The 25,479-nt window shown below is 68.3% G+C and carries 25 protein-coding genes and 2 tRNA genes; 12 read left to right on the plus strand and 15 right to left on the minus strand.

From position 1 onward, the window contains the following. Positions 1–146: 146 nt before the first annotated feature. Together ACFQ91_RS15650 and ACFQ91_RS15655 are read left to right on the plus strand one after the other, a co-directional pair. Positions 147–1,481 (plus strand): glutaminase, encoded by a 1,335-nt coding sequence (locus tag ACFQ91_RS15650; protein ID WP_376871493.1) that lies wholly within the window; start codon positions 147–149, stop codon positions 1,479–1,481. A 92-nt stretch (positions 1,482–1,573) separates the two neighbouring features. After that, the gene (locus tag ACFQ91_RS15655) at positions 1,574–2,386 is read left to right on the plus strand and encodes a siderophore-interacting protein (RefSeq protein WP_376871496.1); all 813 of its coding nucleotides are present in this window, start codon (positions 1,574–1,576) and stop codon (positions 2,384–2,386) included. A 38-nt stretch (positions 2,387–2,424) separates the two neighbouring features. Here the strand turns inward: ACFQ91_RS15655 and ACFQ91_RS15660 are convergent, their stop codons facing one another. The 5 genes from ACFQ91_RS15660 to ACFQ91_RS15680 form a co-directional block, all read right to left on the minus strand. Continuing rightward, positions 2,425–2,868, minus strand: coding sequence for a MarR family winged helix-turn-helix transcriptional regulator (locus tag ACFQ91_RS15660; RefSeq protein ID WP_376871499.1), 444 nt, complete (start codon positions 2,866–2,868; stop codon positions 2,425–2,427). Further along, positions 2,858–3,259 carry a transporter suffix domain-containing protein gene (locus tag ACFQ91_RS15665; RefSeq protein ID WP_211978964.1) on the minus strand — a complete coding sequence of 134 codons (402 nt, stop codon included), beginning with the start codon at positions 3,257–3,259 and terminating at the stop codon, positions 2,858–2,860. The genes ACFQ91_RS15660 and ACFQ91_RS15665 overlap by 11 nt, the downstream gene beginning before the upstream one ends. Before the next feature lie 42 nt (positions 3,260–3,301). Further along, positions 3,302–5,470, minus strand: coding sequence for a choice-of-anchor I family protein (locus ACFQ91_RS15670; protein WP_198499253.1), 2,169 nt, complete (start codon positions 5,468–5,470; stop codon positions 3,302–3,304). A gap of 220 nt (positions 5,471–5,690) precedes the next feature. Further along, on the minus strand, positions 5,691–6,599 hold the full coding sequence (locus tag ACFQ91_RS15675) for a dihydrodipicolinate synthase family protein (protein WP_198499254.1): 909 nt from the start codon (positions 6,597–6,599) through the stop codon (positions 5,691–5,693). Continuing rightward, a complete protein-coding gene (locus ACFQ91_RS15680; protein WP_198499255.1) occupies positions 6,596–7,480 on the minus strand; it encodes a ribokinase in 885 nt (294 codons plus the stop codon). Before ACFQ91_RS15680 ends, ACFQ91_RS15675 begins: the two co-directional genes overlap by 4 nt. Positions 7,481–7,615: 135 nt before the next feature. On the opposite strand from ACFQ91_RS15680, the gene ACFQ91_RS15685 reads away from it, so the two are divergent. Next, on the plus strand, positions 7,616–8,287 hold the full coding sequence (locus tag ACFQ91_RS15685) for a DUF1345 domain-containing protein (RefSeq protein WP_198499256.1): 672 nt from the start codon (positions 7,616–7,618) through the stop codon (positions 8,285–8,287). Between the two features lie 12 nt (positions 8,288–8,299). Here ACFQ91_RS15685 and ACFQ91_RS15690 read toward each other — a convergent pair whose 3' ends face one another. The 3 genes from ACFQ91_RS15690 to ACFQ91_RS15700 form a co-directional block, all read right to left on the minus strand. Further along, positions 8,300–8,713 (minus strand): VOC family protein, encoded by a 414-nt coding sequence (locus ACFQ91_RS15690; RefSeq protein WP_198499257.1) that lies wholly within the window; start codon positions 8,711–8,713, stop codon positions 8,300–8,302. A gap of 41 nt (positions 8,714–8,754) precedes the next feature. Then, the gene (locus ACFQ91_RS15695) at positions 8,755–9,393 is read right to left on the minus strand and encodes a hypothetical protein (protein ID WP_198499258.1); all 639 of its coding nucleotides are present in this window, start codon (positions 9,391–9,393) and stop codon (positions 8,755–8,757) included. 264 nt (positions 9,394–9,657) lie between these two features. Beyond that, positions 9,658–9,730: transfer RNA gene (locus tag ACFQ91_RS15700), tRNA-His, on the minus strand. A gap of 225 nt (positions 9,731–9,955) precedes the next feature. Here ACFQ91_RS15700 and ACFQ91_RS15705 point away from each other — a divergent pair. The 5 genes from ACFQ91_RS15705 (at position 9,956) to ACFQ91_RS15725 (ending at position 14,451) form a co-directional block, all read left to right on the plus strand. Continuing rightward, a complete protein-coding gene (locus ACFQ91_RS15705) occupies positions 9,956–11,764 on the plus strand; it encodes a hypothetical protein (RefSeq protein WP_198499259.1) in 1,809 nt (602 codons plus the stop codon). Positions 11,765–11,873: 109 nt separating this feature from the next. After that, positions 11,874–13,490 carry a hypothetical protein gene (locus ACFQ91_RS15710; protein WP_198499260.1) on the plus strand — a complete coding sequence of 539 codons (1,617 nt, stop codon included), beginning with the start codon at positions 11,874–11,876 and terminating at the stop codon, positions 13,488–13,490. A gap of 185 nt (positions 13,491–13,675) precedes the next feature. Continuing rightward, entirely contained in the window at positions 13,676–13,963 is a 288-nt protein-coding gene (locus ACFQ91_RS15715; RefSeq protein ID WP_137826388.1) for a DUF3618 domain-containing protein, read from the plus strand. Next, positions 13,956–14,276, plus strand: a complete 321-nt coding sequence (locus ACFQ91_RS15720) for a co-chaperone GroES (RefSeq protein WP_140954658.1) — start codon at positions 13,956–13,958, stop codon at positions 14,274–14,276. Before ACFQ91_RS15715 ends, ACFQ91_RS15720 begins: the two co-directional genes overlap by 8 nt. A 102-nt stretch (positions 14,277–14,378) precedes the next feature. Then, positions 14,379–14,451, plus strand: a tRNA-Lys gene (locus ACFQ91_RS15725). A 533-nt stretch (positions 14,452–14,984) separates the two neighbouring features. Here ACFQ91_RS15725 and ACFQ91_RS15730 read toward each other — a convergent pair. The 7 genes from ACFQ91_RS15730 to ACFQ91_RS15760 all read right to left on the minus strand — a co-directional run bounded on the left by ACFQ91_RS15730 (position 14,985) and on the right by ACFQ91_RS15760 (position 20,658). Continuing rightward, positions 14,985–15,671: a hypothetical protein gene (locus ACFQ91_RS15730; RefSeq protein WP_198499261.1), complete on the minus strand. Its 687-nt coding sequence runs from the start codon at positions 15,669–15,671 to the stop codon at positions 14,985–14,987. Between the two features lie 56 nt (positions 15,672–15,727). After that, positions 15,728–16,186 carry a hypothetical protein gene (locus ACFQ91_RS15735; RefSeq protein WP_198499262.1) on the minus strand — a complete coding sequence of 153 codons (459 nt, stop codon included), beginning with the start codon at positions 16,184–16,186 and terminating at the stop codon, positions 15,728–15,730. A 217-nt stretch (positions 16,187–16,403) separates the two neighbouring features. Further along, positions 16,404–17,096 (minus strand): FadR/GntR family transcriptional regulator, encoded by a 693-nt coding sequence (locus tag ACFQ91_RS15740; RefSeq protein WP_198499263.1) that lies wholly within the window; start codon positions 17,094–17,096, stop codon positions 16,404–16,406. Between the two features lie 112 nt (positions 17,097–17,208). Continuing rightward, entirely contained in the window at positions 17,209–18,030 is an 822-nt protein-coding gene (locus ACFQ91_RS15745; RefSeq protein ID WP_198499264.1) for a fumarylacetoacetate hydrolase family protein, read from the minus strand. 88 nt (positions 18,031–18,118) lie between these two features. Continuing rightward, entirely contained in the window at positions 18,119–18,658 is a 540-nt protein-coding gene (locus ACFQ91_RS15750; protein ID WP_198499265.1) for a DoxX family protein, read from the minus strand. 22 nt (positions 18,659–18,680) lie between these two features. Then, positions 18,681–19,595 (minus strand): hypothetical protein, encoded by a 915-nt coding sequence (locus tag ACFQ91_RS15755; RefSeq protein ID WP_198499266.1) that lies wholly within the window; start codon positions 19,593–19,595, stop codon positions 18,681–18,683. Between the two features lie 424 nt (positions 19,596–20,019). Next, positions 20,020–20,658, minus strand: coding sequence for a GntR family transcriptional regulator (locus tag ACFQ91_RS15760; RefSeq protein ID WP_198499267.1), 639 nt, complete (start codon positions 20,656–20,658; stop codon positions 20,020–20,022). 375 nt (positions 20,659–21,033) lie between these two features. On the opposite strand from ACFQ91_RS15760, the gene ACFQ91_RS15765 reads away from it, so the two are divergent. From ACFQ91_RS15765 to ACFQ91_RS15780, 4 genes are read left to right on the plus strand one after another with little or no spacing between them, the layout of a single operon-like run. Then, positions 21,034–22,206 (plus strand): NRAMP family divalent metal transporter, encoded by a 1,173-nt coding sequence (locus tag ACFQ91_RS15765; RefSeq protein WP_376871323.1) that lies wholly within the window; start codon positions 21,034–21,036, stop codon positions 22,204–22,206. Between the two features lies 1 nt (position 22,207). Further along, on the plus strand, positions 22,208–22,978 hold the full coding sequence (locus tag ACFQ91_RS15770; protein ID WP_198499269.1) for a LamB/YcsF family protein: 771 nt from the start codon (positions 22,208–22,210) through the stop codon (positions 22,976–22,978). Beyond that, complete coding sequence (locus ACFQ91_RS15775) at positions 22,975–23,811, plus strand: putative hydro-lyase (RefSeq protein WP_198499270.1); 837 nt, start codon at positions 22,975–22,977, stop codon at positions 23,809–23,811. The genes ACFQ91_RS15770 and ACFQ91_RS15775 overlap by 4 nt, the downstream gene beginning before the upstream one ends. Then, a complete protein-coding gene (locus tag ACFQ91_RS15780; RefSeq protein ID WP_198499271.1) occupies positions 23,808–25,478 on the plus strand; it encodes an urea amidolyase family protein in 1,671 nt (556 codons plus the stop codon). Before ACFQ91_RS15775 ends, ACFQ91_RS15780 begins: the two co-directional genes overlap by 4 nt. Position 25,479: the final 1 nt, after the last annotated feature.

The raw sequence follows: 25,479 nt of genomic DNA on the forward strand, positions 1-25,479 counted from the left end.
GGCACCACCGACGATGCCCCGCACGGCTGCAGCCGTGCGGGGCATCGCGTGTCTCGGGTGGCCGATCCGGCGGCCTCGTATGTGAGAATGGCAGTCGGCCCGCGCTCGTGCGGCCGACAGCCGACACTGCCCCCGAAGGAGGTGCTGTGCGATCCCCCATTCCCGACTTCCTCGATGAGACGCTCGAGCGTCATCGCCACGACCGCAGCGGTGCGATGGCCGACTACATCCCCGACCTCGCGGCCGCGGATCCGAACAAGCTCGCGATCAGCATCTCGACGCTCGACGGCGTCCTCTACGACTCCGGGGACTCCGATTTCGAGTTCTCGATCCAGTCGATGTCGAAGCCCTTCATCTACGGCATCGCCCTCGAGGCCCTCGGCATCCCCGCCGTCCTCGACAAGGTCGGCGTCGAACCCACCGGTGAGGCGTTCAACGAGCTCTCTCTCGACAAGACCTCGGGCAAACCGCTCAACCCGATGATCAACGCCGGGGCCATCACCATCCACTCCCTCCTCGGCGGGGAGAACGCGACGCTGGCCGAGCGCACGGAGATCGTCCGCGCCGGACTCTCCCGGTTCGCCGGCCGGCAGCTGCGCGTCGATGAGCACATCGCCGCCGGGGAATGGCAGCAGGCCTACCGCAACATCGCGATCGCCAACATGCTCCGGTCCTACGACGTCATCACCGACGATCCCGACGAGGTCGTCCAGGGCTACATCAACCAGTGCTCGGTCCTCGTCAGCGTCCGGGACCTCGCGATGATGGCCGCCACCCTCGCCGGCGGCGGGGTCAACCCGATCACCGGCGAACGGGTGCTCTCCCCCAGGGTCAACCGGCAGGTGCTCGGAGTGATGATGACGTGCGGCATGTACGACGCCGCCGGTGACTGGATGACCGAGGTCGGGGTGCCCGCCAAGAGCGGCGTGTCCGGCGGCCTCTTCGGTGTCCTGCCCGGTCAGGTGGGCATCGCGACGTATTCGCCGAAGCTCGACAAGCACGGCACGAGCGTGCGCGGAGCGAAGATCTTCCGCTCGCTGTCGGCCGACCTCGGCCTCCACATCATGAACGCACCGGAGCCCGCCCGCTCGATCATCCGCCGCGACCGGCGCTTCGTCGATGCGAAGGGCGACATGGTCCGCATCGTCAGCCTCCAGGGGCTCATCCAGTGGAGCGGCGCGGAGAACGTCATGCGCGAGATCGCCTCCCCCGACGACGCCATCGACGTCTTCGCCCTCGACCTGCGCCGGGTGTACTCGATCAACGAGGTGGCCCGCCGGATGATCGTCGAGGCGCTGCGGCGACTCGGCGAAGAGGGCAAGCAGGTCGTCCTCCTCGACCCGGAGAACTCGATGGGCTGCAGCGGACCGGCCTCGGCGCTGCCCGGGGTCGAGATCCTCGAGTCGCCGAAGCAGCTGCGCAATCTCGACCTGCGCGGGTTGCGGCGGGTGCGCGACGACTTCGCCGATCAGGTGTCCTGACCGACTCGCCGGCCTGCGGGGCGATGCCGGCGACCACCTCGGCGAGGTTTGCTAAGGTGAACCTAACTCCACCCCCAGCGAAAGGCCCCCGCATGTCGACTCCCGCCCCCGCCCGCACGAAGCGCCCGGATCGCCCGCAGGCCATCCTCTCCGTCATCAGCACGGAGACGGTGAGCCCGCACCTCGTCCGGATCGTCGCCGGCGGCGAGGGGTTCGACGCGATCAGGAACAACGACTCGACGGACAAGTACGTCAAGATCATGTTCGCCGATCCCGCGCACGGCCTCACCCCTCCCTACGACCTCGCCGCCCTGCGGGAGACGGCACCGGAGACCCTGCCCCGCAACCGCACGTACACGGTCCGGGAGATGGATGTCGCGGCCAAGCGGGTGACGATCGACTTCGTCGTCCACGGCGACGAGGGCATCGCGGGCCCGTGGGCGAGGGCCGCGCAGCCCGGGGACACGCTCGTCCTCATGGGTGCCGGCGGAGCCTACCGCCCCGATCCGGCATCGCCGTGGCATCTGCTCATCGGCGACCACACGGCGCTGCCCGCGGTGAGCTCGGCGATCGAGGCGATGGGCGCCGAGGCGACCGGCCACGTCCTCCTCGCCGTCGCGCACTCCGCCGACCGCCTCCTCCCCGCGGTCCCGGCAGGACTGACCGTGACCTGGGTCGACTCCGATGAGGACCTCATCGCCGCGGTGAGCGACCTGCCCTGGGCGGCGGGGACGCCGCAGGTCTTCGCTCACGGTGAGCGGGAGACGATCAAGGCGATCCGGCGGATCCTCAAAGCGCGGGAGGTGCCCCGGGAGGCGCTGTCGATCTCCGCGTACTGGGCGCGCGGACGGGCCGAGGACCAGTTCCAGGCCGAGAAGCGCGAACCCATCGGCCAGATCGAGTGATCGACCCGGCCGATGGGCGGGATGGGGTTCTCAGCGCGTCAGTCGGATGTGAACGCGCCCTTGAGTTTTGACAGGGCCGCGGCGATCTCGGTGAGATCCTCAGCAGTGAGCCGCTCGAGGTAGCGGTCGACGAGGAAGTCCTCGTAGCTGACCAGCGCGTCGCGGTACTTCCTGCCGCGGTCCTGCAGCTCGAGGACCTGCACGCGCCCGTCGCGCTCGCTGCGGCGGCGGGCGATGTAGCCGCCCGCCTCGAGGACGCCGAGATGCTGGCTGATCGCCCCCTTCGTCACTCCGAGGTCGGCCGCGAGCTCCCCCGAGGTGATCTCGGGGTTGTTCGCGATCCGCTCGAGGACCGTGTGCTGCTGAGCGGTGAGCTCGAAGTCGTCGTACTGCGGACCCTCCCCTTCGGAGACGCGCCACAGTTCGACCAGGAGCGTATTGATCCGCGCGGCGGCCGCGCGGGCCTCGGCCTCATCCGGCATGACGCGCCTGCCTCACGGCACCGACCACGGCGGGCTTCGCCGCCGGGGCGTCGGTCGCCGTGTCGCTCGACGTGTCGGTCACCGTCTCGGCCGTCGTCTCACTCACCTCAGTCGCGGGCTTCTTCTTCCGGCGGAGGATCTTCGCCTTGATCGCCTGGAACGCCTCCTTGCCGACGCACGCGATGGCGAGCAGCAGGACGCCTTCCCCGGCGGCGAGGACGCCGGCCACGAGTCCGACCTTGCTGCCGGCGTCGATGGGCAGGAACGGAGCGATCGGGATGATGAGGAAGAAGAGCGGATAGAGGATGAGCAGGGCGATTCCGAACTTGAAGCGGAGTGGTTTCTTCGCTCCCTTTGCGGGAGCCTTGCGGGTGCGGGGTTTCGTTGTCATGTCATTTAGTTTAGTTGACTAAACTAAATGAGTCAACTCGGGTCAGCGCTTCCTTCGGGTCACGACGAATGCGGTGACGCCGATGGCGATGAGTCCGACCGCAAGTGCCCCCATGAGCAGGTACTGCCCGAGGTCGGCACCGGTGCGCGGCAGCGAGCCCGCGTTCTCGTCGCCGTCGTCGGCAGAGTCAGCACTCGCGCCCGCATCGGTGCCCGCTGCTGCCGAGGCCGATGAGCCGCTCGTGTCCGCTTCGGCGCCCTGTGCGTCCGCGGCGGTCCCCTTCGCATCCGAGCCGTCGGCGTCCTGGCTGCCTGCGGTCGACCCGGTCGCCGCGGTGGTGCCCTCAGCGCCGGCGTCTGCCTCGGTGCCTGCGGTCTCGTCTGCGCCGGACGCATCCGCGTCGGACCCGGCGGTGCTGTCAGCCCCGGCGTTGTCGCCGGCCCCGGCATCCGCCTCGGCGCCGGCATTGTCATCGGCACCGGCGTCCGAGCCGCCACCGCCGTTGCTCAGGTCGGCGATCGAGTAGATGCTCGTCGTGCCGGACACCTCACTGCCGACGACGAGGGCGGCCTCCCCGGACGGCGATTCGTCGGGGCTGAGGAACGTGATGCCCTCCGGGCCGAGGTCACCGGCGCTGGCGAGCAGGGCCGTCGGATCCTCGGCGGTCTCGATCTCGTCCTCGACGGAGACGGAGAAGTCGCGGTTGTTGAAGTAGGTCGCGAACTTCGGCTGCGTGGGATCCGTGAGGTCGTAGGCGGCGATGCCGCCGACGCGTTCGAAGCCGATGAACGCATACGTCGTTCCGGCGACCTCGCCGATCGTCAGCGCCTCGGGCTCCGGGCCCTTGTCGTCGCTGCGTCCCTCGAGGTTCGACTCGGAGTGGTTGGAGTTGAAGAAGTCGGGATTCGCCTCGGCGGTGAGCCGCTCGAACTCGTCACCGGAGTCGGCGACGAGCTCACCGTCGGTCGTCCACACCGCGAACGAGCGGGCGCCGAAGGAGTAGAGCTCCTCGTAGCAGCTGCCGTCCTCGCTCAGGCCGAGGTCGGTGATGACGTTGAGGCGTCCGAGCTCGTCATCGCCGAGGCGGTCGGCCAGCGGCGAGGATTCGCAGACCGGCGCAAGGCCGTCGTCGCCGAGGTCCTTGGCGCGGGCGGCATCGCTGAAGTCACCCCATTCGCGGGAATCGCCCTCATTGGCGGTGACGAGGTAGTCGGTGCCGCCTGCGGAGAACGTCGAGATCGTGTCGGGCATGTAGGTGCCCTTGAGTCCCGGGTATTCGGCGATGTTGATCGTCGGGGCGTCCTCGGGATCGCGGTCGGAGGGATCGAGGCCGTTGCCCGGCTGCCCGTGGTCCTTGAAGCCGAGAGGGAGGATCTCGGTGACCTCGGCGGAGGCGATGTCGACGACGGCGACCGAGTTCGCCTCCTGCAGCGTCGCGTACGCCTTGTCGCCGGCCACGGTGATGTACTCGGGTTCGAGGTTCCGCGACACCGGCAGGTCGCCGTCGGGGTTGGGGCCGAAGACCCGGACGTCGGCGGGCAGGGTCTTCGAGCCGCCCTCCTCGAAGTCGTTGAAGTCCGCGATCCGCACCGCGTCCTGGGACGGGGCGGCCACCTCGGCGGGGAGATCGACGACGCCGATCGACCCTTCGGGGTCCGTCGAGAAGTCGTCGGCGGGTTCGCCTTCGTTCGCCGTCAGCGCCCGGGTGCCGTCGGGGGTGAGGGCGACCATGTCGGGCAGGGAGCCGACGGTGACAGAGCCGAGCACCGTCGCCTCGGGCGAGTTCGCGTCGAAGAACAGCAGCGTTCCCGGCTGGGTCTTGTCTGCGTCCTCGAAGGCGATGACGCCGAGGCCGTCGTCGCGGACCGCGACCGAGTTCGCGACCCCGGTCCCGGTGATCTCACCGGTCTTCGTCGGGTTCGTCGGGTCGGAGGCGTCGATGATGTCGACGGTCGCCGCCTGGGCGTTGACGGTGAAGACGGTGTCGCCGTAGGTCGCGGTGATCTCTGCGGCGGATTCGTCGAACTGGCCGGTCTCATAGGAGCCGAGGAAACCGAGCTCGACAGCGGCGTCCGGGGCTGAGGAACTGATCGGGTCGGGCACTTCCGCCGCGCTCGCCCCGGCACCGCCGGCGACGGTGAGTCCAGTGGTGAGACCGGTGGTGAGGAGAAGTGAGGTGAGGGCGGCGGTGATCGTCTTCGTATGCGTCATCGGGTCTCCGAGTCGTGGCGGCGGCAGGCGGGAACGGCCCGCCCACCTCCATATATGGGCAGGGAGTTGTCTCCGCCCGGAACCTCAGATGGACGGCAGGTGAAGAGCCGGGGTCGGTCTGCGCGCCGGTGACGCCGTCACCGGCAGGCTCAGGCAGGGCCGGTTGCCGGTGCCACCGGTGCCTGCGGGTCGGCTGCCGGCGGGCCGACTGCCGGCAGGCTCAGCGCAGACCGAGGGCGTCGATGACCTCGGCGACTGCGCGCTTGGCCTCGGCGTCGAGTCCGCGCAGGGGTGCGGGCAGGCTGTCGCCGGTGACGAGGCCGAGGTGCTCGGCGATCGCCGCACCCACACGGAGGCTTCCGCCGTGGGCGGCGAAGAGGTCCCACAGCGGCTGGAGTTCGGCGGAGAGCTCGCGGGCGAGGTAGGCGTCCCCGGACTGTGCGGCGCGGGTGATCGCGAGCATCGGCTCGGGCAGGGTGCCCCCGATCGCGGAGAACCACCCATCGCAGCCGGCGAGGAGGCCATCGGCGCCGTACGCGTCGACGGAGACGCCGATCGCCGTGCCCTCCGCGGTCGCCTCCCGGATGTCGGCGACCCGCTGCGTCCACTCCCCCGCGGACAGGGGCAGGCCGGGGATCTTGATCGCGGCAACGCCGTCGAGCTCGCTCAGCCGTCCGTAGAGGTCGGTCGTGAACGTGAAGTGCGTCGTCCCCGGATTGTCGTAGACGATGACGGGCAGGTCCGTCGCCGAGGTGACGGCGCGGAAGAGCTCGACGACCTCGTCCGCGGTGAGCGGGTGGTAGCTGACCGGGGCGAGGAGGAGTGCGGCGGCCCCGGCCTCCTCGGCCGCGGCGGCGTTGGCGAGCACATCGCGTTGATTGAGTGCTCCGATCCCGACGATGACGGGGATGCCCTGGGCGCGCTCCACGGCGGCGCGGGCGACGAAGGCGCGGGTGCCGACGCTGAGGTAGGGGCCCACGCCGGTCGACCCGAGCGGGGCGATCGAATCGACGCCGGCGGTCACGAGGCGGTCGATGAGCCCGTCGAAGGCGGCCTCGTCGAGGCTGCCGTCGCGGATGGGTGTGAGCGGGAAGGCGCTGAGGCCGGTGAGGGCGGCAGGTGCGGTCATGACGATGTCCGTTCTCTCGTCGTCGATGGGTCTCCGTCGAGGGTGGCGATGAGGTGTTCGAGCGGCGGGAAGGGCGGGCGCGCATCGGGACTGGCCACGGCGATCGCCCCGACGGTGTTAGCGACCCGCAGGGCGTCGGCGGCGGGGATGCCGGAGCGCAGGGCGATGGTCAGGGCCGCGCAGAAGGCGTCGCCGGCCCCGACGGTGCTCACCGGGGTGAGTGCCTCGGCGGGTGCGAACGCGATCTGCTCACCGTTCTCGAGCAGGGCCGACCCCTGCGCCCCGTAGGTCACGGCCACCCGGCGAGCCGCGGCCAGCTGCGGCAGCGCGGCGTACTCGGACTCGTTGACGATGATGAGATCGGCACGGTCGACCACCTCGGCGGGCAGAGGAATCGCAGGGGCGGCGTTGATGACGAACCAGCCCCGCACGGCGCGGGCGAGGTCGCTGATGACCTCGAGCGGGATCTCGAGCTGCGTGAGCACGGTGTCCGTCTCGTCGAAGCTCAGTCCGGCGGCGCTGACGTGGGCGTTCGCCCCTTCGCACACGGCGATCGTGTTCTCGCCGCGGGCGTCGACGGTGATGAGCGCGGTCCCGGTCTCGGCGTCCACCTCGGCGATGGCACTGACGTCGACGCCGGCCTCGCGCAGGGCAGCGGTCATCTCCCGTCCCGTCGGATCCGTGCCGACGGCCCCGACCATCCGGGTCACGGCGCCGAGGCGGGCCGCCGCGGCCGCCTGGTTCGCGCCCTTCCCTCCGGGGCTGCGTGACAGGGTGCCCCCGCCGACGGTCTCGCCGGGGCCGGGCAGGCGGTCGGTGACCGCGGTGATGTCGGCGTTGATGCTGCCGACGACGGTGAGCGGGAGGGCGAATGCGGACACACCTCACTCTAACCCCCGCATCGGACACGGGAGGTGACGCGGACACGGGAGGCGTCCCGACGCAGGGAGGCGTCCCGGCGCAGGGAGGTGTCCCGGTGCCGAGGCCGGGGTCGTGGGATGCCGTATATTCGGGCCATGGCCGATGACTCGACGGAAGCGCGCCCGACGGTTCGGCGCTACGGGGCGGGACAGTGGATCAGCGGTGCGGCGCAGACGCTCATCGTCCTCACGTGCGTCCTCTATCTCGTCACCAACACCCTGTGGGCGCTGCTGCTGTGGGAGGCGGTGACGGTCGTCTACCTCGGCGTCGGGCTCATCGTCGTGTGGAACGGCAGCCGACAGCCCGAGGCCGGCGATCGCACGGAAGCCCGAGCGGTCGTCAAGTGGCTGTGGATTCCGCCGCTGCTCGCCGCGGTCGTCGGGGCGAATGCGGCGATCACCGCGATGGTCACCCAGGACTCCGCGGACGGCGGCGCCGACCAGACGACGATCCTGTTCGCGGCGAGCGCGGGCATCATCCTCTCGTGGCTCATGCTCCACATCGCGTTCGCCGAGATCTATGAGGTCACCGAGGCGGCCAATGACGAACGGGAGCTGCGCTTCCCGACGGCCGACCTCCCGACGACCCTCGACTACCTCTACTTCTCCTACACGATCGGCACATCGTTCGCGACCTCGGACGTCGAGGTGTGCGGGATCGCCGCCCGGCGCATCGTCCTGCTCCAGAGCATCATCGCGTTCTTCTACAACGCGCTTGTCGTCGCCGTCGCCTTCCAGGTGCTCCAGAAGCTCGTGACGATGGCCTGAGGAACACGATCCTCAGGCGACGAACACGCAGAAGGGGTGGCCGGCTGGATCGGCGAGGACGTAGAGAAGCTCGTCAGGGTCGTCCGCGCGGTCGAGGAGCTGGCGCGCCCCGAGGTCGAGGGCCCGGGCGCGGTGGGTCTCGAGCGCTGCGGTGTCGGGCACCGTGAAGTCGAGGTGGAGCTGCATGGGCACGGCCGGATCGGGCCAGGTCGTCGGGGTGAGCTCGTCGGTCTGCTGGATCGCGAGCGTGCGCCGACCCTCGGCGTCGACGAGGACGAGCCAGTCGGCGTCATCGGGTCCGCCGTCGACGGGCGGGTCGTCGCCGCTGCGGTAGCGCAGTCCGAGGAACTGCCGGTAGAACTCGGCGAGGGACCGCGGGTCCTCGGCGTCGAGGACGGTGTGGAGCAGGCGCGGGAAATCGCTCATGTCTGAGCCTAACCCGGGAGGCCTCGTTCATGAGGTGATGCTCAGGAGGCGGGAACCTCGAAGTCTCCGCGGAACTCGGGGATCGTCTGATCCTCGCCGAGGACCTTCGCCTCGGGTCGGACGTACGCGCCCTTGAGCGTGTCGGCAGTCTGGCTCACGTAGACGGGGATGAAGCCCGTGTGCTCACCGTCGCGGCGCGGCGCGCGTTCGAAGTAGGTGAAGCCGGCGGCCGTGAGCTCGTCATCGGCCGTCGAGGCGTAGTTGACCTCCTCGCCGGCACTGTCGAGGTAGAAGTCCGAGGCGCTGATCGTACCGCCGTAGTCCTCACCGGGAACGACCTTGACCTCGAGGTAGACCATCTCACCGTCGGGGTTGTCGGAGGCTTCGTAGTACTCGGTGGGATTGTTGCGGACCGCGGAGACGATGGTGATGACATCGCCGGTCTCACTGTCGGTGAGCTCCTGGCCGATCTCGACCTTCGTACCCTCACCGGCCGGGGCAGCCGCCTCGGTGGACGAGACTTCGGGGACGGCTTCAGTGGTCTCTTCGACGGCGACGTCACCGGTTTCGGAACCGGCCGACTCCTCCGCCTCTCCGGCGGCACCGCAGGCCGAGAGCGTGAACAGGGCAGCGGCGGCGAGCGCGGCGGAGCGGGCGACGAGTCTGGTGGGGCGGTTCATGATGTCCCTTTCACGGAATGGTCGTCACCGGCTCTCGGCAGGCGACTGATCGAACGAGATCGACGTTAGCCGCGCACACCTGCTCACAGGTGCTCGTCAGGGCACAGACGGTGACAGGACTGGAACATCGGACGCCCGAGGCGACCACCTCGGTGCGGGACCACCTGGGTGTGGGCACGCTTCGGCACGGGGCCGCCTCGGTGCGGGCATGCGAAAAGCCCCGTGGATCCTGATTCCTCAGGATCCACGGGGCTTTCCCATCGGGGTGAGTAACGGGACTTGAACCCGCGACATCCGCGACCACAACGCGGCGCTCTACCAGCTGAGCTATACCCACCACACAGCCCGCACAGAGGTGCAGACAGCAAGATATAGCTTAACCGCCCAGGCCGTTGCCGGGCAAACCAGCAGGCACGGACGGGAATAATGAGACGCAGATCTCCTGACGTGCAACGATTCCGTAGAGATGTATAACGGTTTCGGAAACTCGGTGGGAGGTGCACGACTCATTCACTAGGATTGTCACCGCCCTGCCGTCGACCTGCTCAAGGACCCCTATTACATGCCACGTGCGCTGATCTCTGTCTCCCAGGACGGGTATGCCTACCTGTCCCTCGATGGGGCGACGAGTCGCTACACCGACACCGGTCAGGCCATGGCGTACCTCGGCGACTATGCGCGCGCCACGGAGACTCCGGTGACCGTGACGATCGGCGACGGCGCCCAGGGAGTCGACGTCGAGATCGACGTGACCGGCAGGATCGTCCCGGCGCAGACCACGGAGACCGAACTCGGCGCGACGAGAAGCGCCGCGCCCGAGCCGACCCTGGGGGCCACCTCGGCGCGGGCCGCCGACGACACCCAGCCGATCACCGTCCCCGCCAGGATCGACTCCGAGGTCGACTCCCCTGGTCAGGGGTCCACGCCGGACGCTGCCCCCGCACCTGCCGAGTCCTCGCGTGCTGCCCAGTCCCCGACGTCCGCACAGTCCCCCGCCGAGGCGGACGCCGTCCACCGCACCACCGATAGCCACGACCGCGCCGCCGACGGCCCCGGGCCGGCGACGACCGATGCGGGCTCGATCGCGGATGAGTATCCGCTCGGCACCCCGTACTCGGGTCCGGCCGCGCAGGCGCCTGCGGCACCGAAGCAGAAGCCGGCGCGCAAGCAGCCCCCGCGCACACGCGTGCCGCGGTCGGGGAAGACCCGACTGGGCAGGCTCACGGTTCCCGGCCTCGTCCTCATCGGCATGGCCATCCTCATGATCGGCGCGTTCGTCGTGCCCAACATCGTGCCGACGAACGCCACGGACTCCCCGCAGACCATCGCCTCCGACCAGCAGCTCAACCCCGCCTCCGACATCTCGGTGGAGAAGACCGACGACATCGTCCCGAGCTTCGCGAACACCCCGACGTGGCAGGCGAAGATCCCGGGCACCGCCTCGGTGACGGCCTCCGATCGCGGTGTCCTCGTCGTCGACGGCGGCAACCTCGAGGTCCTCGACGCCGCCAACGGCACGGTCCGCTACTCCGGTCAGACCGATGAGGCACCGACCTTCGCCGTCGACACCCGCATCGACGGCCGCGCCGCCCTCCTGTGGCAGGTCGGCGACTCCGCGCAGGCGCTCTTCGACGGCGAGAGCACCCCGAAGACCTACCAGCTGCCGACGAACGCGCGGATCTCCTCCGCGGGCACGAGCGTGCTCGTCAAGTCCGGCAACAAGCTCGCGACCTTCGGCCAGGACGGCCTCATCGACATTCCCACCCCCGACAGCGGGTCGACCCCGATGGCCGTGGAGAACGGCGAGCTCTACAGCGCCGACTACGACGGGCCCGTCGTGGCGACGAACATCACCAGCGGCGACGAGCGCAGCATCGGGCTCGAATCCCCGGCCGACGGGCTGCGCATCATCAAATGGATCTCCGCCGGCCACGGCAAGGTCATCGCGCTGTGGGGCGAGCAGGGCGCGTCGACGAACAGCGGCCACCGGATCCAGCTCGTCGTCCACTCCCTCGAGGACGGCTCGATCCTCTCGACGGTGACGACGACGACCGACATCGTCGGCGAGATGTCGTGGGTCCGCGGTCAGGGCGGGCAGCGCGCCTACATCGGCCCGTACCTCTTCGACCTCGAAACGGGTCTGCTCCTCGTCGACACCTCCGGCCGCGACATCAACCTCTCCGAGCCCAAGGGCACGATCGTTCCCTGCACGATCGACAGCGAAGCGGCATGCCTCCTTGCCGGACAGGCGGCGTATCGGTCCGACACGCGGCTGCTCGCCGTCACCGACGCGGGCAATCTCGCCATCGTCGACGGCCCCGACTCGACGATCCGGGCCTACCCGAAGAAGCCCGCGACCCCCGGCGGCTGACCGCACGCTTTTACAGCGTTCGCTCAGCCACTATGATGGTGGCCGGCGCGCCTTCGCGTCATGCCACCCTGAAGGGACGTTGACCGGAATCTCCACCCGAAGGACCACAGTGTCGATCACCACTCGAGAGCTCAGCCGCACCGTGGCCGCTTTCGGCACTGCTCTTACCCTCGTGGCGCTGCCGTTGACGCTCGCTCCCACCCCTGTTCATGCAGCTCCGGCCGTCGCCGAGGCGGATGCCGGGTCAGCGGCGACCGCTGACTCCGATGCGGGTGCGGATGGGGCGAGCGCGGATTCCGGCGCCGAGGCCGATGCCGGCTCCGATTCCGGCTCCGGAACCGACGGCACCGCTGCTTCGGGCGGGTCGGCCGACGGCACCACCGCGGCGGACGGATCGACCGCGAGCGCCGATGGCACAAGCGAATCCGACGGCGTCATCCCCGGCCCCGATGCGGACAGTGACGGCGCTGCCGACGGCGGCGGGACCGATGACCCCAGGTGCGAGGACCCGACCACCGCGCCGGACGGCGAGCCCTGCGCGGCGAAGACCGTTCCGCTGCGCGCCGGTTGGGACACTGACACGAAGCAGCTCAAGCTGCCCGACGGTGACGCCGGCATGCCCGAGAGCTGGGTCGGTGCACAGTTCTCCGGTCCCCCGTCGCGGGCTCGTGTGCCGGCGCAGTCGACCGAGGCGCCGGCCGATTCCGGTGGAGAGTCGGATCCCGGTGCTGCCGGCGATTCCCCGGACACCGACACCGGCGCCGACACCGGCGCCGAGGCGAACGGTGAGACCGATGACAGCGGCAACCCCATCGATGCCCGCGCCCCCGCCTCGGTGCCGACGACGTTCTCGCTCAACGCGGCCGGTGAGGTCATCGACCCGGCGACGGACCGCCCGGTGACCTTCACGAACTTCACGAGCGACCCGGAATGGGACTTCGAGGTCAGGGACGTCAACGGCACGAACACGATCACCGTCACCGGGACGCCCTACCCTGATTCCGACGGCGGATCGACGGGGTCGAACGACGGTTCCTCGACCGCCGGGGGCGGCGGCACCTCGAGTGGCGGTTCCGACGGCGGCCGCTCCGACGGCGGCGATTCCTCGACGTCGTCCGACGCGAACTCACCGGGCGACGACAGCGGCGCGGGATCGGAAGGATCCTCGGGCTCGGACGGATCCGGGTCCCGCGGGGATTCGTCGGCGACTGCGGACGGACGCACCGAGGCGGGGGCATCGGCTGAGGGATCAGCGAACTCCGCCGCGAACGGCGGTGACGAGCGCCCGAGCCCGACACCGAGCACCGGAGCCGACGGAGCCGACGCGAATGCCTCGTCCGGTGCCGACGGTGGCACGGGCGCCGGCGACGAGGAGAACACCGAAGCGCCGTCGACGGGCAACGGGCAGGGCACCGATCGCGATGTCATCCCCGGCGATGCGGGCGACAGCTGGGTGCCCGGCGGCGGAAGCGCACCGCACCCGGACTATTCGGACCCGGTCCCCCGCAACCCCGATGTCCCGACTCCCGAGGACGACACCGACCTCATCACCGGCGGCGATCAGACGGCACCGCGCGGCAACAATCAGCCGGCGAGCTCCTTCGGCGAGTCGCTCATCTCGACGATCGTGAGCTCGTGGCCGGTCCTCGTCCTCGCCGCGTTCGGCATGGCCGCTGTCGGCTTCATCCTCTTCCTCGTCGGCCGCCGCAACAAGCAGCAGGACTGAGCGCCTGCCTTTCGCACCAGTCTGCGCGGGCACTATCGCGATGCCGCAGTCGACGTCGTGAGATTCCGGCACTCCGAGCCGCGCATCTGACACCGGGAGAAGTCAACGGCTAAGCTGGACGGCAAGGTCCTGTGACGCCCAGTCACAGGTGAACAATGCATTCGCGACTCGGAGGATTCGACCCGATGACTGACAACGTCTACACCTCAGATGTGACCGTCGACAACGCCACCCAAGCCCAGCTGGCCGAATCGATCCGGCTGCGCGAGGAGCGGCTGACCGGCAACATCGACGAACTGGTGGGACGCCTGCACCCGAAAGCCCTGCTCAACCGCGCCGTCGACAAGGCGAAGTCGACCGTCATCAACGAAGACGGCTCCCCCAAGACCGAGGCCATCGCCCTCGGCGCCGGTGCTGTGCTCGGCGTCGCCGCCCTCATCGTCGGGTTCTCCGGTCGGGACGAGCGTGCCTGACACTGCTCTGCCGATCCGCATGCTCCACGACCGGATCCTCGTCGATCCGGGTGAGGAGGCCGGTGAGCGCAAGTCGGCGGCCGGCATCGTCATCCCCGCCACGGCCACGATGGGTAGGCGGCTGGTCTGGGGCGAAGTCGTCGCCGCCGGTCCGCACGTGCGGCAGGCCAACCTCGGCGACACCGTGCTCTACGATCCCGAAGACCGCGCCGAGGTGGAGCTCGAAGGTCAGGCATACGTGCTGCTGCGGGAGCGCGACGTCCATGCGATCTCCGAGCCGGCCGAGCAGTCGAGCGCGGGAATGTACCTCTGACCTGCGACCTCGGTCACAAAACCGGAAAATCCCCGGATTCGGTTTGCACGCGAGGCGGGCTCCTGAGTAGTATTAATTCTCGTTGCGCAACGTGCGCGGCACGCGCCTCTAGCTCAATTGGCAGAGCAACTGACTCTTAATCAGTGGGTTCCGGGTTCAAGTCCCGGGGGGCGCACAGCACACAGGAACCGCCGTTCGGATCATCCGAACGGCGGTTCTTCGCATTGTGAGGGTTAATGATCAAATTGTGTGTATAGCCAGGGCGTGTCGACACTGCTCCTTTCCGGGATCTGCGGCTTGTAGGCCATCAAGTGGGCTTACAGGCCAAAAAGTGTGTCTGTGCCGGGTGCGTCACCTACGTCGTCCGCCCCATCCTGACTGGATACCGATCCCGTCTTCCCACGAGAACCCCGTGTCATAGACGGCGGGGACCTCTAGCTCCTCGACCGGCTCCTTCAGAGGCGTAGTCGCTATCGTGTTCGGTTGGGCCTTCGCCAAGCTCCATATGTCACTGTAGGCCTGGGTTCTGTCCCTATGAGTACCAATCCATGGCTCATCGACCGCGACCCTCGAACGGTCCGCAGTTGTTACTAGTGAGATGCAGGATGCCGACGTTGTTCCCACCTTCTGACGCGTTCGTCTGGGTCAAACAAACTTCCAGCAGTCCGATACTCACTTGCGTATAGGATGTGCCGTTCCCATGAGTAGTCAGAAGCCCATCTCGCTCAGGGTCATCCATTTGGGAGCTTCAATAGTGTGCCTATGCTGCCAGGCGGGATGTTCGGGGTCGGAGCTAGTGTTCCACGCCTCCCATCTGTGAACCTCCATCCACCCTCCATTGCCAAATTGACTGGCGTAATAGAGTCGAACTCGGTTGTCTTGTTCATCCAAGTTTGACGCCACTCCCAGCTGGACGGTTGCTGACGTACTCGCATCTCCGCTGTAACTCACGTGCTCACCTATCAGGCCCTTCTCCGGGTTTGGATCACCCAGTAGACGGTCGATCCAAGCTTCATGAGGCATGCCATCTTGAGTGTTCCAATTGACTCGAACCCGCGGAGCGACGAACGCGGACAAGTTCGAGATGGAAAGGTACACAGTTTCATTCGGCTGCAAGTAAGCACGTTGTTTCATCATCGGAAGCATTTGAAGCGATAGCTGCGGTCGGGTCGCGGCAGCCAAAGCCTCATTCGCTTTCTGCGATTGCGCCCGGTTCTCTTTAGCAGTGCTCAATGCGAGAGCCGCAGCACCCAGCGTTCCCGCAGCTGCGAGCAACTGCGCCCATGAGCCGATCCGAACACTGAGCCCATTGCTTGAGTTGTGAACGATCAGCATCCATGTCACGACACTGCCGAATACGACGACAAGTGCCCAAACAAGCCAGGAGAGTTTCATACCGCAATGGTAGTCACCAGTCAGCAGAAGATCGCGGCCTATATCGGAGTGAGCGTCTAGCGTGACAGTTTCGCGGCTCGCTTGGCGGATAGCGCATTTTGCGAATTGCGATACTCGCGAGTGACTCTGCTCATCGGGCCACGAAACAACATGCCGGGGAACAGCTGCGGTTCAGTCCGTGGCTGAAAGGTGACTGCACTGATCAAAGCGGTACACGCTGCTTGCAGTTCAGTTGTAGCTCCGGTGCAAGAGGCGAGCTGGTCAAGTCGAGCACTCACCTGCATCTGCTTATCAATGTCACGCGCATTTGCGAACGATTCAATGAACTTGTCGAATGCCTCCCTCAGCTCGTCAGACTGCCGATCGATAGCGGCCACCCCGTGACTCTCACGAGCGATCAGCTGAGACGAATTCGCAGCCCGACCTGCCGCACGGTAAGCGACAATCGCTCCCGTGATGCTCGCCAAAGCTGCGATAACGGCGACAATGATCGTCACGAATGCTCCGACACTCATGCCTTCTCCCTTCGATCAACTACGTCTGTGTAGTTTATGACAGGCTCAGCCCCCCCACCTTCACCCAGTTAGAACAATGAGTACCCAGAGAAACCCACGAGATCGATGAGCCCAATTCAGTGGGTTCCGGGTTCAAGTCCCGGGAGGCGCACAGCACACAGGAACCGCCGTTCGGATCATCCGAACGGCGGTTCTTCGCATTGGCGACCGGACGGCCTCAGCGGTGCGCCTCCTCGTGGAGTTCCATCGCCTCGGCGACCGCGTCCGGGTCGCCGGACTCGATCGCCTCGAGCAGCGCACGATGACCCTCGACACGCGTCCGCTTCTGTGCCGGAGTCTTCGGCAGGATCGCCTCGGCGTGGCCGGCGATGTGGTCGAGCAGGCCACGGCAGATCGAGGCGAGGACCTCGTTGTCCGCGGCGGCATAGACCGCCCGGTGGAAATCCCAGATCGCGTGCGCGAGACCGAGGTCCTCATCGACCTTCGCCTCGATGACCCGCATGCGCTCGCGGAGCAGCGCAAGGTCCTCTTCGGTCCGGTTGAGCGCGGCATCGAGCACGACCTCCGGCTCGAGCGCATTCCTCACCACGGCGGACTGGGCCACCGACCGCGCATCGTCGCGAACGCGGATCATCGCCTGGCCGATGTGGACGAAGGGATCGGGCTCGGCGGAGAACACCCCGCCGCCGGGCCCGGTGCGCATCGTGATGAGACCCTGCGCCTCGAGCATCCGCAGCGACTCGTTGAGGGTGCCCGGTGCCACCCCGATCTCTTTGCACAGGCTCTGCTTCGTCCCCAGATGCGTATTGGGGTCGGCCTTCTGGGACCGCTGTGCAAGGAGGTCGGCCACCTCGACGGCCCGTGACCGTCCGCTGCCCGCACTCACCTGCACATTCATCTCCCGCGCCATGCGCCCTCCATCAACGTCTCCGCACGCACCGCCATGGCACGTGCCGCCCTTGCATTGTACGGAAGCGGGGTCGCAACGCCGCCGACGGCGACGCCGCAACCCGCTCGCGGCCTCAGGAGTGCTCGACGATCTCGTTGCGCAGCTTCCCGATCGATTCGACCTCGACCTCGACGACGTCACCGGGTCCGAGGTACCTCGGCGGGGTGAGGCCGAGCCCCACTCCCCCGGGCGTCCCGGTCGCCACGACATCGCCGGGCCGCATCGTCACGGTATCGGTGATGTAGGCGATGAGATCCTCGATCTTGAAGATGAGGTCGCGCGTATTGCCGTTCTGCATCACCTCGCCGTTGACGGTCGTCGTCACGGTGAGATTGTCGACGTCGCCGATCTCGTCGGGCCGGTAGAGCTCAGGACCGATCGGACCCGAGCGGTCGGCATTCTTGCCGAGCGTGAACTGCGTCGTCGCGAGCTGCTTCTTTCGCGCACTGATGTCGTTGAACGCGGTGTAGCCGAGCACGTGGCTGCGGGCGGTCTCCTTGTCGGCCATCCACACCGTGTCCTTCATGACGAAGGCGAGTTCGACCTCCCAGTCGAGCCCCTCGTTCGCCGGAACCGGCACCGTCGTGCCATCGGTGACGAGCGTCGACTCCCACCGGCCGAAGATCATCGGGAACTTCGGCAGATCCTGCCCGGCGCCGCGCTTCGATTCCTCGGCATGGCTGTGATAGTTGATGCCCACGCAGAAGACCCGTGAGGTCTCCGGCACGAACGGGGCTTCGGTGAGTTCGGCGCGCGCGATCGGTGCGGCATCCTCGGCGGGGGCATCGACCTCCCCCGCGTAGAACGCCTCGACGGTGCCGATGGGGTAGACGTCGTCCCCGCGGACCTCGCCGATGTGGCGGACCCCGTTGTCGAGATATCCGATGAGTGGCATTGTCAGTCTCCTTCGTGTCTTCGGTGTCGCTGTCTGCTGGTTCGTGTCTGTGCCGGTCCCACTGTGCGGGCCGCCGATCTGCGGTTGTCTATGACTCTGCCCCCGCCTCGGCGTCGCGGACCGCACGTCTCGTGCGGATGACCATGGGAATCGCACCGAGGATGCCGACGACGATCGCCCCCGGCAGAACGACCGGATAGAGCGCAGCGATCTGCGGCATGAGCACCGCATCAAGCGAAAGGGCACCCTGTCCTGTGATCCCGAGCATAGCGACGACCGCGGCGATGAAGAAGGGGTATTCGCCCCCGCCCAGCGCGTTCCAGAATTTGCCGCTCACTGCGCTGAGCGCGGATCCGGCGACGATCATCGTCGCGACCGCCAGTCCCAGCCCGATCGGAGTGAGCAGGCCGAGCAGCAGGCTGATCGCGGCGATGAGCTCGAACACCGAGGCGACGCGGACCATGACGTGGCCCGGCCGCTGCCCGAGCTTCTCGAAGAGTCCGGCCGTCGCGACGGGTCCCGATCCCGAGAACCAGCCGCACAGCTTCTGCGTCGAGTGGGCGAAGAGGATGAACGCGAGGATTACCCGCAGTCCGGCGATGCCCCAGTCCATGCTCGTGACTTCCATGTCGATCACGGTCCTTCCGGGCTCAGGCCGGGAAACTCGATTCGGGGGCGAGTGCGGTGTTCTGCTCGACCCACTCGATCGGCGGCCGTGATCCCCAGAGGTCGACGAGCTTCCAGTTCGAGAGGTTCTCGCCGGGGTCGACGACCCGCGGCTCCGCGTAGATGTCGTCGATGACCTCCATCTCCGCGATGCATTCGATGAGGAAGTCCGAGGAGTTCGTGAAGTACATGAAGAGGTTGTCCCCGGCCCCGTGACGACCCGGACCCCACGTGAGGCGCCGTTCGTCGGGAATGAGCGAATCGGCGATCCCGCGGAAGTCCTGGAAGCTGTTGAACTCCCAGCTCGTGTGGTGGAGGCCGCCGACATCGCTGGCGACGATCGCCACCGTGTGGTGCCGTCCGTCGGCCCCGCGCAGCCACGCGATCTCATGCCCGGTGCTGCGCTCACTGAGGAGGAAGCCGCACGAGACGTTCATCTCGTGCGTCCAGCGCTCGGGGTCGGCGGCGGTGAAGTTGACGTGGTCGAGGCCCTTGGGGCGCATGCCCGGTCCCTTGTACCGCAGCGCCCGATCATGGCGCATCGGCGTGTGGACTTCGAAGACGTGGCCCTCGGAGGTCACGAAGGTCACCGACTTCTCGATCGCCTCCGATGACGGCGTCGTCGTCAACACCTCGAGCCCGCCTTCCTCGCAGCGGCGCCTGACCTCGTCGATCGCATCGGCGCTGACGGCTTCGAGACCGCACTGCGCGTGCCGGTTCCCGTCGGCCTGCTTGATGATGTACTCGGCATGGCGCTGATTGGAGGACATGAGGATCGTTCCGTCCTCGGCCCTCTCCACGACGCGCGCGCCGATCTTGTCGGCGGTGTCCTGCGCGAGCCCCTCAGGGTCCGCTGACTCCACCGTGACGTATCCCAGTCGCTGCACCAATGGTCTCATCGGGCCGCTCCTCTCTCCGGTCGGCACCCGGCTTCAGCTGCGAACCACGGGGCCGATCACTTCGCTGTGATCCCTGACACCTTAATTAGTAGTATTCAATATACTCAATGTCAAGGGGTGGGGCGGCGACCGGGATGTCGGGGGTGCCTGTGCGCGGCCGCGGGGTGGCGGCGAAAGGTGCCGGTGTCGGCAAATGCGAGGTGTTCGCGGAAAGTGCGGTTGTCAGCGAAAGGTGGAGGTGCCGGCGAGAAGTTCATGAGCACCCGAAACTGCTGGCGAAAAATCGAAATGCCGGCGATTAGTCGAACGCATATCGACTTCTGGCCGACAGGGAGCCGGGCTCGTCGCCCGCGTCGCCTCAGCAGCCGGAGCTCACCCCAGCCGGGGCAGCTCGCCACAGCGGCCTCTGCTCACCAGCTTCGGCTCACCCCTGGCCGGCGCGGGCGTAGGCGCCGAGGACCTGACGCTCGGAATCGCCGAGGTAGGTGCCGAGCAGCGCAGCCGCCTGGGCCGGGCTGTCGTTGACGTAGGCATCGTAGACCTCCTCGTTGCGCTCGACGAACGGCGCGTGGAGGAAGTCGAGGAGTTCGACCTTGAGGAAGGCCAGCCGCAGCTCGGCGAGGACATTGCCGAACGAGCGCATCAGCCGCACGCTGTCCGAGAGCGCGACGACGCCGTTGTGGAACTCCATGTTCGACGTTCCCACCTGCAGCCAGTCGCCGGCCTCGGCCGCGGCCTTCGCCTCCTCGATCGCCCGGAGCATGCGCGCCCCGGCCGGGTGCGCGCGGGGCGCATGAGCGAGCACGGTGCATTCGACCGCGCGGCGGACGCGGTAGATGTCGATGACATCAGCGGTGCTCGGCGACGCGACGGAGACCCCGCGGTTGGGGACATGGTCGATGAGCCCCTGTTCGCCGAGGACCCGGAAGGCCTCGCGCAGCGTGTTGCGCGAGACATCGAACTCCTTGGCCAGCGCCGCTTCGGACAGGCGCGTCCCGGGTCGGAGCGAGCCTGCGATGAGGCGATCGGTGAGGCGATTGACCAGGGACGATTCGTGATTCACACCACCATCGTAGTCACTCACCCCACCGCACAGCCACACAGGCGCGGCCGCGTGCACGACAACCTCGGCGCCCGATTTGTGACGCACGTCTATTCTTGTTGAACAATCAGTGCTACATTGTTTACCAATATTCGGTGAGCCTGTGGGGCACGACACAGCAGTCGGCTTCTGCGCGCGATCCGGAACCGCCTTCGAACTCACCGTGGAGAACGCATGTCACAGTCATCAGGGTCCCCGTCGCCGGATCCCGGTTCCGGGTCGACGCCGCACAGCGACGGATCAGCCCACCTGCTCACGACCGCACAGACGGACTCGGCCGCTGCGGCGACGAAGTCCGCGATCAGCCGCAGCGCGATCGTCGGGGCGATCTTCCTCATGGCCACCTCGGCGATCGGGCCGGGCTTCATCACCCAGACCGCGACGTTCACCGCGCAGATGGGAGCGGCGTTCGCGTTCGCGATCCTCGTCTCGATCCTCATCGACATCGCCATCCAGCTCAATATCTGGCGGATGATCACCTCGTCGGGCAAGCGCGCCGCGCAGCTCGCCTCCTCCGCGGTGCCCGGCTCCGGCATCGTCCTCTCGATCCTCATCGTCGTCGGCGGGCTCGCCTTCAACATCGGCAACATCGCCGGCGGCGGGCTTGGCCTCAACGCGCTGCTCGGGATCGACCCGAAGCTCGGCGGGCTGCTCACCGGCGTGCTCGCGATCGGCATCTTCCTCTTCAAACGCGCCGGCAAGGTCGTCGACGCCGTCGTCCTCGTCCTCGGGATCGGGATGATCGTCCTCACCGTCATCGTCGCCATCGTCTCCCAGCCGCCCGTCGGCGAGGCCCTGCGCCAGAGCGTCCTGCCCGACTCGATCAACTTCGCGACCGTGACGACGATCGTCGGCGGCACCGTGGGCGGCTACATCACGTACTCCGGGGCCCACCGCTACCTCGACTCGGGCAAGACCGGACCGGAGAACGCGCCGTCGGTGATGCGCTCGGCGCTCTCGGGCATCGTCGTCACCGGCATCATGCGCTACGTCCTCTTCCTCGCAATCCTCGGCGTCGTCGCCTCCGGGGTCGTCCTCGACATCGAGAGCCAGGTCGCCAACCCTGCCGGTCAGGCCTTCGCCGCGGTCCTCGGCGATGCCGGGATCCGGATCTTCGGGGCGATCTTCTGGGCCGCGGCACTGAGCTCGGTCATCGGGGCGGCCTACACCTCGGCGACGTTCCTCTCCGCGTTCTCGAAGCGCCTCGGCGGCGGCTGGCCGCTGCAGCTGGCGACCGTGGCCTTCATCGTCGTCTCCCTCGTCGTCTACCTCATCGTCGGCACGGCACCGGCGACCCTGCTCGTCTTCGTCGGCGGCTTCAACGGCCTCATCCTCCCGATCGGTCTGACGATCTTCATGTACATCGGCTGGTTCCGCCCGCAGCTGCTGCGCACGGATTCCTACCCCAAGTGGCTGCTCGTCATCGGCACGGCGGCGACCCTGCTCACCTGGTACATGGCCGTTCAGTCGATCGGCCCCATCTTCGCCATGATCGGAATAGGAGCCTGATATGACGACCATCGACCTCAACTCCGACCTCGGGGAGAACGTCCCCGACCGGATCGTCAGCGACGACGATGCGATGCTCGGCATCGTCACCAGCGCGAACGTCTCGTGCGGGTTCCATGCGGGCAGTCCCGAGGGGATCAAGCACACCGTCGCCGAGGCGACCGACCGCGGCGTCGTCATCGGCGCCCATCCCGGCTACGACGACTACGAGGGTTTCGGCAGGCGCCCCATGGACGTGCCCGCGGCGACCCTGCAGGCTCAGGTCGAGTACCAGATCGGTGCCCTCATCGGCCTGACCACGGCGGTCGGCGGCCGTGTCCGCTACGTCAAACCCCACGGCGGTCTCTACAACACGATCGTCCACGACGAAGCCCAGGCCAAGGTCGTCGCCGCCGCCGTCAGGGCCGTCGATCCGAGCCTCGTCCTCCTCGGCCTCGCCGGCAGCGTCGCCAACCGGATCGCCGCCGAGGCGGGACTGACCGTGGCCGCCGAGGCCTTCGCCGACCGCGCCTACAATCCCGACGGCTCGCTCGTCTCCCGCACCGAGTCAGGGGCCGTCCTCGACGATCCGGCGCTCGTCGCCGCCCGCGTGCTGCGCCTCGTCGAGACCGGGGAGATCGAAGCGATCGACGGGTCGACGATCATCGTCGACGCGCAGTCGATCTGCTTCCACGGGGATTCCCGCGGCTCGATCGAGATGGCCCAGGCCTCCCGCGACATCCTCACCGACGCCGGGGTGAGCATCGCCCCGTTCGTCGGAGCACAGCCGTGACACCGGCAGAGACGTCGGCCGGGGCGGCGGCCGGGGCGACACCCACGACACCGGCAGAGTCGTCGGCGGGTGCCGAGGCCCGCGCCCGCATCCGTGCCGGCTTCACCGGTCCCACCTCGGGGATGGCACCCGGACTCGTCCAGGCCAACCTCATCGCCGTGCCCGCCGACTGGGCCTTCGACGTCCTCCTCTTCGCCCAGCGCAACCCGAAGCCGTGCCCGGTCATCGACGTCCTCGAGCCCGGCCGGGTCGAATCGGCGCTGGCTGCCGGCAGCGATCTGCGCACGGACCTTCCCCGCTACCGGGTGTGGGAGGACGGGCAGCTGACTGCCGAGGTCGACGACGCCTCGTCCGTCTTCGCCGACCATCCCGATCTCGTGTCATTCCTCATCGGCTGCAGCTTCACGTTCGAGGCCGATCTCGCACGGGCCCGCATCCCAATCCGCCACCAGGAGGCCGGGCGCAACGTGCCGATGTACCGCACGTCGACCGCGTGCCGTCCCGCCGGGCGGATCTCCGGGGACATGGTCGTCTCGCTCCGGCCGATCCCCGCCGCACAGGTCGCCGAGGCGGTCCGCATCACCGACCGCTTCCCCGCCGTCCACGGCGCTCCCGTCCACATCGGCGACCCGGCGGCCCTCGGGATCCGCGATCTCGACGCCCCCGACTTCGGCGACTCGCCCGTCATCGAATCCGGCGACGTGCCCGTGTTCTGGGCGTGCGGGGTGACCCCGCAGGTCGCGATCGCCGAATCCGCCCCGCCGTTCGCCCTCACCCACTCCCCCGGGCGGATGTTCATCACCGACGCCCCCGAAAGCGACTACCGCCAGTGACCGTCTTCCGCACCGCCTCACGCCGGCATCTCCTCGTCGAATCCGCCGACCTCGCCGCATCGATGCAGCTCAACCACGCCCTCGAGGCCGCGGCGCTGCCCGGCGTCGTCGAACTCGTGCCCGCCGCGCGGACCGTGCTCATCCGCTTCGACCCGGCCCGCACCTCGGCGCCGGCCCTCGAGGAGGCCATCAGCGGACTCGACGTCACCGACTCCGCAACCGGGTCCGGGCGCACCGTGACCATCGACGTCCGCTACGACGGTGAGGACCTCGCCGAGGTGGCCGACCTCCTCGGCGTCTCCCCCGCCGAGGTGGTCGCCCGCCACCAGCGTGCCCGCTGGGAGGTCGCGTTCTCCGGGTTCGCCCCCGGGTTCGGGTACCTCGCCGGCGACGACCCGCTCTTCGACGTGCCCCGCCGGTCGACCCCGCGCACCCGCGTGCCGGTCGGGGCGGTCGGCCTCGCCGGGGAGTTCACCGGGGTCTACCCCCGGGCCTCCCCCGGCGGATGGCAGCTCATCGGGCACACCGATGCGGTCCTCTGGGACCTCGACCGGCAGCCCCCGGCGCTCTTCGTGCCCGGGACCATCGTGACGTTCGTCGACGCAGGGATGGCGAGCGCGCGAGCGGCGGAGACGCATGCGTCGGCGGAGTCGGCCGCGGCGTCGTTGGCGGACGGGACGCCGTCCGCGGCGGAGGCGCCATCCTCGGCGGGGGCGTCCTCGGCGGAGTCCTCCGCGTCCCACTCCCTCACCGTCATCGAGCCGGGCCTCCAACTCCTCATCGAAGACCTCGGGCGCCCCGGGTTCGCGTCGATGGGAGTGTCGAGCGCGGGAGCCGCCGACCGTTCCGCCCTCGTCGATGCCAACTGTCTCGTCGGCAACGCCGAGTCCGCCGCGGTCCTCGAGAGCTTCGGCGGCGGGGTCAGCCTGTGCGTCACCGGTGACGGGGTCGCCGCGGTCACCGGCGCCGGCGGCCCGATCACCGTGACCGCCGCTGACGGAACGGTGTTCGGCCACCGCCTCGGCGAGGCGTTCTCCCTCGTCGACGGGGACAAACTCGAGCTCGGGCCGACCGAGACGGGCGTACGTCGGTACCTGGCAGTCCGCGGCGGGATCATCGCGGACACGGCGCTCGGCAGCGCCTCGGCGGACACGCTCGCCCACCTCGGGCCCGCTGCACTCACGACCGGGGACACGATCGACCTGGGCGAACCGATGACGGCCCCGCACCTCGTCGATCCCGGGCCCCGCCTCGGCGCGGATCGGGTCCTGCCGGCACCGGGCGGCCTCGTCGAGCTCACGGTCACCCTCGGTCCGCGGGACGACTGGTTCACGTCTGCCGGCATCGACACCCTGCTCACGCAGGAGTGGACGGTCACGCACGAATCGGATCGGGTCGGTCTGCGTCTGGCTGGGGAGGTGCCGCTCGAGCGGGCGCGGACCGGTGAGCTGCCGAGCGAGGGCGCGGTGACCGGTGCCCTGCAGGTCCCGCCGAACGGCCAGCCGGTGCTCTTCGGGCCCGACCATCCGCTCACCGGGGGCTATCCGATCATCGCCAGCGTCGACGACACCGACCTCGCCGCGCAGCTGCCTCCAGGGGTGCGCATCCGCTTCCGTACGGCAGCAGCCGCCGATTCCACCTCCTCTGACCCCTCCGACGAAAGCTGAG

Source organism: Brevibacterium sp. NPDC056726 (genome assembly GCF_042790515.1).
In the GTDB taxonomy this organism is placed as follows: domain Bacteria; phylum Actinomycetota; class Actinomycetes; order Actinomycetales; family Brevibacteriaceae; genus Brevibacterium; species Brevibacterium sanguinis.

Excerpts from the sequence above, each read along its gene's own strand:
- ACFQ91_RS15655 (WP_376871496.1), top strand. The coding sequence starts at position 1,574 with ATGTCGACTCCCGCCCCCGCCCGCACGAAGCGCCCGGATCGCCCGCAG.
- ACFQ91_RS15660 (WP_376871499.1), bottom strand. The coding sequence starts at position 2,868 with ATGCCGGATGAGGCCGAGGCCCGCGCGGCCGCCGCGCGGATCAATACG.
- ACFQ91_RS15665 (WP_211978964.1), bottom strand. The coding sequence starts at position 3,259 with ATGACAACGAAACCCCGCACCCGCAAGGCTCCCGCAAAGGGAGCGAAG.
- ACFQ91_RS15670 (WP_198499253.1), bottom strand. The coding sequence starts at position 5,470 with ATGACGCATACGAAGACGATCACCGCCGCCCTCACCTCACTTCTCCTC.
- ACFQ91_RS15675 (WP_198499254.1), bottom strand. The coding sequence starts at position 6,599 with ATGACCGCACCTGCCGCCCTCACCGGCCTCAGCGCCTTCCCGCTCACA.
- ACFQ91_RS15685 (WP_198499256.1), top strand. The coding sequence starts at position 7,616 with ATGGCCGATGACTCGACGGAAGCGCGCCCGACGGTTCGGCGCTACGGG.
- ACFQ91_RS15690 (WP_198499257.1), bottom strand. The coding sequence starts at position 8,713 with ATGAGCGATTTCCCGCGCCTGCTCCACACCGTCCTCGACGCCGAGGAC.
- ACFQ91_RS15695 (WP_198499258.1), bottom strand. The coding sequence starts at position 9,393 with ATGAACCGCCCCACCAGACTCGTCGCCCGCTCCGCCGCGCTCGCCGCC.
- ACFQ91_RS15705 (WP_198499259.1), top strand. The coding sequence starts at position 9,956 with ATGCCACGTGCGCTGATCTCTGTCTCCCAGGACGGGTATGCCTACCTG.
- ACFQ91_RS15715 (WP_137826388.1), top strand. The coding sequence starts at position 13,676 with ATGACTGACAACGTCTACACCTCAGATGTGACCGTCGACAACGCCACC.
- ACFQ91_RS15730 (WP_198499261.1), bottom strand. The coding sequence starts at position 15,671 with ATGAAACTCTCCTGGCTTGTTTGGGCACTTGTCGTCGTATTCGGCAGT.
- ACFQ91_RS15735 (WP_198499262.1), bottom strand. The coding sequence starts at position 16,186 with ATGAGTGTCGGAGCATTCGTGACGATCATTGTCGCCGTTATCGCAGCT.
- ACFQ91_RS15740 (WP_198499263.1), bottom strand. The coding sequence starts at position 17,096 with ATGGCGCGGGAGATGAATGTGCAGGTGAGTGCGGGCAGCGGACGGTCA.
- ACFQ91_RS15745 (WP_198499264.1), bottom strand. The coding sequence starts at position 18,030 with ATGCCACTCATCGGATATCTCGACAACGGGGTCCGCCACATCGGCGAG.
- ACFQ91_RS15750 (WP_198499265.1), bottom strand. The coding sequence starts at position 18,658 with ATGGAAGTCACGAGCATGGACTGGGGCATCGCCGGACTGCGGGTAATC.
- ACFQ91_RS15755 (WP_198499266.1), bottom strand. The coding sequence starts at position 19,595 with ATGAGACCATTGGTGCAGCGACTGGGATACGTCACGGTGGAGTCAGCG.
- ACFQ91_RS15765 (WP_376871323.1), top strand. The coding sequence starts at position 21,034 with ATGGCCACCTCGGCGATCGGGCCGGGCTTCATCACCCAGACCGCGACG.
- ACFQ91_RS15770 (WP_198499269.1), top strand. The coding sequence starts at position 22,208 with ATGACGACCATCGACCTCAACTCCGACCTCGGGGAGAACGTCCCCGAC.